Below are 9,053 nucleotides of genomic sequence, written 5' to 3'. Positions count from 1 at the left end.
AGTATGTCAGTCACCATGTTTGCTACCTGACACACCGCTATCGCGAGCAGGCTCACTCCTACAAGGGAATCTTCAATGTGCTTGTGAAGTCGGCGCGGCCGGTGGTTGCACCTTGCGCATCAAGGGCACCATCGCCGTGGCGATGATGAAGCAGACCATGATCATCAGAAACGTATCGCCATAGGTCTGCGTCTGCGCCTCGCGATACGTCACCAGCCACAACTGGCGCAGGCTGGCAGTGACGCCGACATCGCCGCTCTGGCCGAGATGGGCGAAGTTGCCGCCGACCTGCGACAGCCACTGATTCATCGCCTCATTGCTGCTGTTCAAATGCTCGGCCAACCGGGTGAAATGCAGGTTGGTGCGGTCATTGAGAATCGTCGCGCAGGCCGCGATGCCAATCGCACCGCCGAGGTTGCGCATCAGGTTGAACAACCCTGACGCGTGCTTGAGTCGCGCCGGTGCCAGTCCGCCCAACGTCAACGTCACCGCGGGCGGCACCGCCAGTTGCTGGGCAATCCCGCGCAGTGCTTGCGGCAGCATCAATTGCCCGGCGCCCCAGTCGTGGGTGATCGGGCTGAACTCCCACATCGACAAGGCAAACAGGCCCAGGCCGAGCATCATGATCCAGCGCAGATCTATGCGATTGGCCAGAAAGGCATACAGCGGAATCGCCAGAATCTGGAACACCCCGGTGGAGAAAACCGCCATACCAATGTCCAGCGCGCTGTAGCCGCGCACGCGGCCGAGGAACAGCGGCGTCAGGTAGATCGTCGCGAACAGGCCGATGCCGGTGACGAAGGAAAAGAAGCAGCCGAGGGCGAAATTGCGGTCTTTCAAGGCGCGCAGATCGACGATCGGGTTGGCTACATGCAGCGTACGGCCAATGAAGGCCAGCCCGGCCAGGCCGCTGATCCACGCGGTGGTGAGGATCGTCTGATCGCTGAACCAGTTCCAGCGCGGGCCTTCTTCGAGGGTGTATTCCAGGCAACCGAGGAACAGCGCGAGAAAGACCATGCTCAGGTAGTCCGCACCCTTGAGCAGCGACAGTTCCGGCTGATCGATCCTGACCAGCATCGGCACCGCCACGGCGACGAAAATCCCCGGCACCAGATTGATATAGAACAGCCAGTGCCAGGAAGAAATGTCAGTAATCCAGCCACCGATCACCGGCCCCAGCGTCGGTGCCAGCGAAGCCACCGCGCCGATGGTCGCGGCGGCAATCACCCGTTGCTTGCCAGTGAAGAAAAAGAACGCGGTGGTGAACACCAGCGGAATCATCGAGCCGCCGAGAAAGCCTTGCAATGCGCGGAAGGCGATCATGCTCTGGATGTTCCAGGCCAGGCCGCAGAGCAGACTGGCGAGGGTGAAACCAACTGCCGAGGCGCAGAACAACCAGCGCGTGGAAAACACCCGCGACAACCAGCCCGACAACGGAATCACGATGATTTCGGCGATCAGGTAGCTGGTCTGCACCCATGCGGTTTCGTCGGTGCCGGCGGACAGGCCACCGCCGATATCGCGCAACGACGCCGAAACGATCTGGATATCCAGCAGGGCGATGAACATGCCGATGCACATGGTGGCGAAGGCAAACACCTTGGTCGCAGTGCTCATGTCTGCCGCATTGAACGGTTGCGCAGGAGCGGCAAGGCGGGTGCTCATGGCGCGACAGCCACGGCGGGGGTTTGCGGCTCGGCGCGGGTGTCGATTTCAGCGGTCACCGACAGACCCGGGCGCAGGTGACCGAGCACACCATCGGCCGGATCAAGGACGATTCTGACCGGCACGCGCTGAACGATTTTAGTGAAGTTGCCGGTGGCGTTTTCCGGCGGCAACACGCTGAACAGTGAGCCGGTGGCCGGGGCGAGGCTGTCGAGATGGCCGTGGAATTCCTGGCCGGACAGCACGTCGGCGCGGATGCTCACGCGTTGCCCGGGTTTCATCCGCGCCAGTTGATCTTCCTTGAAATTGGCATCGACCCACAGACCGCTGGCCGGCACCACCGACAGTTGTTGCGAACCGGCCTGGGCATAGGCGCCGACCCTGGCGCGGCGATTGCCGATCACCCCATCGACCGGCGCGCGCAGTTCGGTGTAACCGAGGTTCAACTCGGCCAGATCACGTTCAGCGCGGGCCTGCTGCAGGGCGGCGCGGGCTTGTTGTTTTTGGGTTTCGATCACCGCCAGTTGCCGTTGCGCGGCGAGCAGTTCGGCCTGCGCTCGGGCGCTCAGGGCTTGCGCGGTCTTGAACGTGGCGTCAGCGCGCTGCGCACTTTCCACCGACACTGCGTTGCTGCTCACCAGACGTTTGTAGCGTGTGTTGTCATCCCGTGACCGCGCCGTTTCCGCGCTTGCTGCGTCGATACCGGCGCGGGCCTGACCGATCACCGCGTGCTGCAATTGCTCGGTGGCGTCGAGGTTGGCCAGCAGCGCTTGTTCCGCCGCCACAGCGCCTTCGGCCTTGGCCAGATTGGCGCGATAGTCCCGGGCATCGAGGCGGATCAACACATCGCCGGCCTTCACCGACTGGTTGTCGCCCACCAGCACCTCTTCGATATAACCGGCCACTTTCGGCCCGATCACGGTGACGTTGCCACCGATGTAGGCATCGTCGGTCTCCTCCAGAAAGCGTCCGGCGCCCCACCAGTGCAAGGCGTACATGCCCGCCAGGATCAACACCAGCAAAACGCTGCCGGCGATCAACAGGCGTTTGAACAGGGGAGGCCGGGTCTTGACCGAAACAGAGTCGGGGGAGGGCATGCTGGTCATGGCGTCAGTACCTGAGGAAACGGTTCGTTATTACGGCTGTAATATGACGTGAGTAATATTTCGTGGCAAATTATTTCTGCGGTTGATCGTCAGTTGCTTACTTGAGCCACTGGCCCGGTGTGCTGCCGGTCATTGATTTGAAGAAGGCGATGAACGCGCTGTCGCTGGCAAACCCCAACTGAAAAGCGCAGTAACTCAGGCTTCGCCCGGTGGCAAGCAGTTCGATCGCGCGCATCAAGCGCCACTGCTGACGCCATTGCTGATAACTCATACCGGTCTCGCGCTGGAAGATCCGCCCGATCGTGCGGCTGCTGGCGCCGATCTGCTGTTCCAGCACATGCAGCGCGGGTGGCAGGCGTTCGGGCATCGCCAGCAGCGGTGCAATTCGTTTGTCCCAAGGCAATGGCAACAGCATCGGTTGCTGCGCCGCGTCATTGATTTCACTCAGACACAGCCCGAGCAAGTGGGCGAATTTGCCTGTTCGCCAGTCAGTGTCGAACGCCGCCGTCGCCATGGGTTCGAGCACCGCGCGCAGCAAGGGGCTGACTTCAATGACGCAGACCTCATGCGGCAACTCATGGCATAAGTCATCGACCAGGTAGATCGAACGATAATCGACGCTCTGCTGCATCACCGCGCGATGGCTGACGCCAGCCGGAATCCATGCTGCCCGCGACGGCGGCAACAGGCACAACTGCTGCGCCAGGGTGATCCGGATGCAGCCCTGCCGGGTGTACAGCAATTGCCCGCGCCGATGCTGATGCATACCGGAATCGTGTTCACCCAGGGTCGAGGCGAGGCCGATGACCGGGGCGGCAAAACTGTCTGCATCAAACGTCGAATGGGCATCGAGCCAGGCCATGGGGTTGTCCGATTTCAGCGATAAATTGGCGGGGTCTGGATAATACGCCAACGGTTGGTTCTTAAACTTCTCTGCTTTCGTAGAGGAGTCGTGAGGGATGAATAACCGAAGTTTTCTGGCGCTGGCGATCGGGTTGCTGATGTTCCCGCAAATCGCGCAAACGCTGTACAGCCCGGCCTTGGCTGACATGGGGCAAGCGTTTGCTGTCGGTCCGCAAGCGGCCGCGCAGTCCCTGTCGGTATTTTTTCTGGCGTTTGCGTTCGGCGTAGTTACGTGGGGCCGCGCGTGTGATCGCTTCGGACGGCGTCCGGTGATGCTGGCGGGACTGGCGCTTTATGCCGTAGCCATGCTGGTCGGCCTGGGGGTCAGCAGTTTCAACGCTTTGCTGTTGATTCAAGGGCTGGCAGCGTTTGGCGCGGCGGTGGCTTCGGTGGTCACGCAAACGGTATTGCGTGATCGCTTCAAGGGTGCCGAACTGGCGCAGGTGTTCTCGCTGGTGGGCATCGCACTGGCGGCAAGCCCGGCGATTGGATTGTTCAGCGGTGCCAGTCTGGTGCAGGTGTTCGGGTATCGCGGTGTGCTCGGCGCGTTGGTGCTGCTCGCGGCCTGTTTGTGGCTGTGGAGTTGGTACGGCCTGGCGGAGTCGCGGCCGGAACAGACGCCGGACATCCGTCTTTCCGAGACCCTCTGGCTCATGCTGCGTGACCTCGGGATCTGGCGCTCAGCGTTGTGGATTGCGTCATTCAACGTCGCGCTGTTCAGTTACTACAGCCTCGCGCCATTCATGTTCCAGCGCTTTGGCATGAGCGAGGAGTGGTTCGGCTACAGCGGCGTGTTGCTCGCGCTGGGTTCGGGTCTTGGCGCGTGGTTCAACAAGCGTCTGTTGCTGGCCGGTTACGTGGCGATGCAATTGATCCGGCTCGCAGCGGTGTGCGGACTGGCCGGTAGCATTGGCGTCTGGTTACTGCAGGACAGCGCCGCGTTCCTGCTGCCAATGCTGTTGATCGTGCTGGCATTCGGCATGGCCATTCCCAACGTTCTGGGCCTGGCGCTGGTCGATTACGCCGATCGGCTGGGTACTGCCGGGGCGTTGCTGGGGTTGATGTATTACTTGCTGATAGGCGCGGGACTGATGCTTGCCGGTTGGTTTCAGGCGTTGGGCGCGACGCTGATCGTGTGCAATGGTGTGGCGTTGTTACTGAGCGCGTTTGCATGCAAAGGAATAAATTGCCGGGCTTAATAGGAAGCATTACTATTCACGCCCCTTTCCTCACCACGCCGTCCATCCCCCATGCGCTCCCGCAGATCCGGCTTTTTCGAGCATTACGAAGAGTTGATCGGCACCTGGACTCGGCGCCTGCGCAATCGCGCGCAGGCCGAGGATCTGGCGCACGATACCTTTGTGCGGGTGCTCGAGGCGGATTCGGCAGCGGTGCAGCAGCCTCGCGCGTATCTGCACCAGACCGCGCGCAATATCGCGGTCGATGGTTACCGGCGTGAGGACCGGCGGGGCGCCATGGAGTCGGAGGCGGTCGATGACAGTGCGTCATCAGCGGGCGACCCGGAGCACTACATGCACGCGATCCAGTTGGCCGATTCCATCGAACGCGCGCTCACCGAGCTGCCGCTCAACTGTCGCAAGATCTTTGTCTGGCAGAAGATCGAAGGCCTGACGCAGGCAGAAATTGCCGAGCGCCTCGGGCTGTCCAAGAACATGGTCGAAAAGTATATGATCCGCACCCTGCGGCATCTGCGCGAGCGGCTGAATGGGTTGCAGTCATGAGCGCTCGCACCTTTTCATTTTCGCCCGGACAGGACATTCCATGATGGAGATTCGTGATTGCGCCTGTGGGCAAACCGCGGTGCGGGATGAGGCGGCAGGCTGGTTCGTGCGCTTGCAGGAGCCGGATATCAGCGTCGAACAACAGCAGCGCTTCGACGCCTGGCTGAACGAGCATCCGCAACACCGCGAAGAATTCCAACTGCTGCAAGGATTGTGGGCGGCGGCTGATCGGCTGCCGACGTCGCGTCTGCAAGCGCTTGTTGAAACTGCGCCAGCTCGCCGCGAACGACGTCCGTTGTTGCGTTATGCCGTGGCCGCGAGTGTCCTGGCCGTTGCGCTGGGACTTGGTCTGTTCAGTGGGCTGAATCATCCCGGCGGTTACCGCGCCGGGTTCGCCACGGCGCTGGGCGAGCGCAAACATGTGGCGCTGCCGGATGGCTCAGTGATTGATCTGAACAGTCGCAGCCGTTTGCAGGTGCGTTACGAGCAGGATCGACGGGTGATCGAGTTGAGCGCAGGCGAGGCGATGTTCAGCGTTGCACATGACCCCTCGCGGCCGTTTGTCGTCGAGGCCGGTAGCGGCAAGGTCACGGTCACCGGTACACGTTTCGATGTGCGCCGCGAGGCCACGCAAACCCGTGTGGCGGTGGAGCAGGGCACGGTGAAAGTGCAGGGAAGTCATGCGCGGGACAACGAGTTCATCAACCTGAGCGCAGGCCTCGGCACTTCGGTCGATGCGCAAGGCAAAGTCCTGCCGGCATACCCGGTCAACCCGGCGGAACTGACTGCATGGCGCCACGGCAAACTGGTGTTCAACAACGCCAGCCTCAGCGAAGTGGCGGCAGAAGTATCACGCTATCGCGACAAGCCGCTCACCGTCACTCAGCCGAACGTGGCCAGCCTGCGCCTGACCAGCGTGTTCAAATCCGACGACACCGAGGCCTTGCTCAAAGCCTTGCCGAGCATCCTGCCGGTGACCGTGCGCACCCTCGCCGATGGCAGTCAGGAAATAATTTCCCGATAGCATTCAGGTTTTTTCCCCGTTCAGCGTCTTCCTGTTCAACTGCAACTGGTTTGCATTAACAGCCGCACACTCTTGCGATCCACAGGACTCCGTACGACGTGAACATCACCACAACCCACAATAAAAAATCCCCTTGGTTGCCACTGGCGCTGGCGCTCGCGGTCAACACGGCGACGCCGTTGGCGTTTGCCGCCGAAGCCATTCATATCCGCGCGCAGCCGCTGGGCCAGGCTTTGAGCGAGCTGGGCCAGCAGACCTCGCTGCAGGTGTTTTTCAGCCCTGAGCTGGTGGCTGGCAAACAGGCGCCAGCGGTCGACGGCGACCTCTCGGCGGAGCAGGCGCTGCGCCAGTTGTTGCAGGGCAGCGGCCTCGATTATCAGATCAACGATGGCTCGGTGACGCTCGCACCGGCCGCCACTTCGGCTGCCACTTCGGCTGCCAGCAGTGGCCCGCTGGAGCTCGGCGTGACCGACATCAAAGTGGTCGGCGACTGGCTCGGTGACGCCGATGCGGCGGTGGTGCAGAACCATCCCGGCGCACGTACGGTGATTCGCCGCGAAGCGATGGTCGAGCAGGGTGCGATGAACGTCAGCGACGTGCTCAAGCGCGTGCCCGGCGTGCAGGTACAGGATTCCAACGGCACCGGCGGCAGCGATATTTCCCTCAACGTTGGCGTGCGCGGTCTGACTTCGCGTCTGTCGCCACGCTCGACCGTGCTGATCGACGGCGTGCCGGCGGCGTTTGCCCCGTACGGCCAGCCGCAACTGTCGATGGCGCCAATCTCCTCGGGCAATCTCGACAGCATCGACGTGGTGCGGGGCGCCGGTTCCGTGCGTTACGGGCCGCAAAACGTCGGCGGCGTAATCAACTTCGTGACTCGTGCGATTCCGGAAAAAACCACCGGTGAAATCGGCACCACCCTCGAGACCACGCAGTACGGCGGCTGGAAACACATCGACACGGCGTTCCTCGGCGGCACCGCCGACAACGGCATGGGCGTCGCACTGTTGTACTCCGGCGTCAACGGCCACGGCTATCGCGAACGCAACAACGGCAATGACATCGACGACGTGCTGCTCAAGACGCATTGGGCGCCGACCGATCAGGATGATTTCAGTCTCAATTTTCACTACTACGACGCCAGCGCCGACATGCCCGGCGGCCTGACCCAGCGTCAGTACGACGACAAGCCGTACCAATCGGTGCGTGACTACGATCAGTTCAGTGGCCGGCGCAAAGACGTGTCGTTCAAGTGGATTCGCCAGATCGATGAGCGCACTCAGGCGGAAATCCTCACCTATTACACCGACAGCTTTCGCGGCAGTACCATCGCCGCGCGCGATCAGCGCACCCTCAGCTCGTACCCGCGTTCCTATTACACCCTCGGCATCGAGCCGCGCGTGTCGCGGGTGTTCGATGTCGGCCCGACCACCCAGGAAGTCAGCGTTGGTTATCGCTATCTGAAAGAAGCAATGCACGAAGAATCGAGCCGTCTGGCGCTGGTCAACAACCAGCCAGTGGTCACACCGACCTCCGACGGCCATGTGTTCCAGGATCGCACCGGTGGCACCGAGGCCAACTCGGTGTATGTCGACAACAAGATCGACGTCGGCAACTGGACCATCACCCCGGGCATCCGCTTCGAACACATCAGTACCGACTGGCATGACCGCGCCGTGCTCGACACCGCTGGCCGGCCGGTCCCGGAAAAAAACCGCAGCATCGAAAGCAACGAACCGCTGCCGGCGCTGAGCGTGATGTATCACCTGTCGGACGCCTGGAAGCTGTTCGCCAATTACGAGACCTCGTTCGGCAGCCTGCAGTATTTCCAGCTGGGCCAGGGCGGTTCGGGTGACAGCACCGCCAACGGTCTGGAGCCGGAAAAGGCCAAGACCTACGAGATCGGCACGCGCTACAACGATGATGTCTGGGGTGGCGAGGTGACGCTGTTCTACATCGACTTCGACGACGAGCTGCAATACATCAGCAACGACGTCGGCTGGACCAACCTCGGCGCGACCAAGCACCAGGGCATCGAAGCGTCCGTGCACTACGACATGGCGGCACTCGACCCGCGCCTCGATGGCCTGACCGCCAATGCCGGCTTCACCTACACCCGCGCCACCTATGAAGGCGAGATTCCCGGCTTCAAGGGCCGCGATCTGCCGTTCTATTCGCGGCAGGTGGCCACGGTCGGGTTGCGTTACGACATCAATCGCTGGACCTGGAACATCGACGGCTTCGCCCAATCGAAACAACGTTCGCCGGGCACCGGTGTGAATGCCGATGGCAGCTTCAACGGCAACTACATCACCGCAGGCACAGCGGACGGGCAGTACGGCGACATTCCGGGTTACGTGACCTGGAACGTGCGCGGCGGCTATGACTTCGGCCCGCAGGTGTCGAACCTCAAGCTCGGCGCCGGGGTGAAAAACGTCTTCGACAAGCAGTACTTCACCCGCTCCAGCGACAACAATTCGGGGATGTATGTCGGCGCACCGCGCACGTTCTTCGTGCAGGCCAGCGTCGGTTTTTAAAACACAAGATCAAAAGATCGCAGCCTTCGGCAGCTCCTACAGGATGTTCGCCGATCCCCTGTAGGAGCTGCCGAAG

7 protein-coding genes are annotated in these 9,053 nt (G+C 61.8%); 4 read left to right on the top strand and 3 right to left on the bottom strand.

What is annotated here, in order from left to right; translation table 11 throughout:
* Positions 1 to 72: 72 nt before the first annotated feature.
* From DCO47_RS23335 to DCO47_RS23325, 3 genes are all read right to left on the bottom strand, one after another.
* On the bottom strand, positions 73 to 1,665 hold the full coding sequence (locus DCO47_RS23335) for a DHA2 family efflux MFS transporter permease subunit (protein ID WP_116659013.1): 1,593 nt from the start codon (positions 1,663 to 1,665) through the stop codon (positions 73 to 75).
* Complete coding sequence (locus DCO47_RS23330; protein WP_116659012.1) at positions 1,662 to 2,771, bottom strand: HlyD family secretion protein; 1,110 nt, start codon at positions 2,769 to 2,771, stop codon at positions 1,662 to 1,664. Before DCO47_RS23330 ends, DCO47_RS23335 begins: the two co-directional genes overlap by 4 nt.
* Positions 2,772 to 2,868: 97 nt before the next feature.
* Entirely contained in the window at positions 2,869 to 3,633 is a 765-nt protein-coding gene (locus tag DCO47_RS23325; protein WP_116659011.1) for a helix-turn-helix transcriptional regulator, read from the bottom strand.
* 97 nt (positions 3,634 to 3,730) lie between these two features.
* Between DCO47_RS23325 and DCO47_RS23320 the strand changes: the two genes are divergently transcribed.
* The 4 genes from DCO47_RS23320 (at position 3,731) to DCO47_RS23305 (ending at position 8,977) form a co-directional block, all read left to right on the top strand.
* Positions 3,731 to 4,873 (top strand): MFS transporter, encoded by a 1,143-nt coding sequence (locus tag DCO47_RS23320; protein WP_116659010.1) that lies wholly within the window; start codon positions 3,731 to 3,733, stop codon positions 4,871 to 4,873.
* Between the two features lie 51 nt (positions 4,874 to 4,924).
* Positions 4,925 to 5,416 carry a sigma-70 family RNA polymerase sigma factor gene (locus DCO47_RS23315; RefSeq protein ID WP_116659009.1) on the top strand — a complete coding sequence of 164 codons (492 nt, stop codon included), beginning with the start codon at positions 4,925 to 4,927 and terminating at the stop codon, positions 5,414 to 5,416.
* Positions 5,417 to 5,456: 40 nt separating this feature from the next.
* Positions 5,457 to 6,440 (top strand): FecR family protein, encoded by a 984-nt coding sequence (locus tag DCO47_RS23310; protein WP_116659008.1) that lies wholly within the window; start codon positions 5,457 to 5,459, stop codon positions 6,438 to 6,440.
* 98 nt (positions 6,441 to 6,538) lie between these two features.
* Positions 6,539 to 8,977, top strand: coding sequence for a TonB-dependent receptor (locus DCO47_RS23305; protein ID WP_116659007.1), 2,439 nt, complete (start codon positions 6,539 to 6,541; stop codon positions 8,975 to 8,977).
* Positions 8,978 to 9,053: the final 76 nt, after the last annotated feature.

Origin of the sequence: Pseudomonas sp. NDM, from assembly GCF_003105095.1 — a bacterium.
In the GTDB taxonomy this organism is placed as follows: Bacteria; Pseudomonadota; Gammaproteobacteria; order Pseudomonadales; family Pseudomonadaceae; genus Aquipseudomonas; species Aquipseudomonas moraviensis_A.
The sequence above is the reverse complement of the archived record's forward strand: the minus strand, read 5'-3'. Positions and strand labels throughout refer to the sequence as shown.